The sequence below is a fragment of the Pseudomonas sp. SID14000 genome (assembly GCF_002165135.1).
In the GTDB taxonomy this organism is placed as follows: Bacteria; Pseudomonadota; Gammaproteobacteria; order Pseudomonadales; family Pseudomonadaceae; genus Aquipseudomonas.
The window spans coordinates 1-297 of the sequence record NZ_NFZQ01000194.1 but is presented as its reverse complement, the minus strand read 5'-3'; the positions used below and the strand labels follow the sequence as shown (position 1 = coordinate 297).

Annotated in this window: 1 protein-coding gene; it reads left to right on the top strand. The window is 63.6% G+C overall.

Annotated features, from left to right (window positions below; all coding sequences use genetic code 11):
• On the top strand, nt 1-297 hold a 297-nt coding region (locus tag CAY82_RS25545), incomplete at both ends, for a DUF5801 repeats-in-toxin domain-containing protein (protein WP_256576361.1).

The following is a 297-nucleotide window of genomic DNA, read 5'->3' as shown; positions in this document are numbered from 1 at the left end:
GCGTCGCCAGCAACGGTTCCGTTACCCTCGACCAGCTCCGCGCCATCGTGCATCCCGACACCAGCAACCCCGATGACGCGAAGACCCTGACCTCCGACAACCTGGTGACCTTGACCGCGACCAAGACTGACAAGGACGGCGACAGCGCCCAGGCCACCCTTAACATCGGCCAGAACCTGGTGTTCAAGGATGACGGCCCGAGCATCAGCACCACCGGCACGGAACCGGTCCTCACCGTCGATGAAACGGACCTGACGACCAACGCCACGCAAAGCTTCGCCGCCAACTTCACCTCGG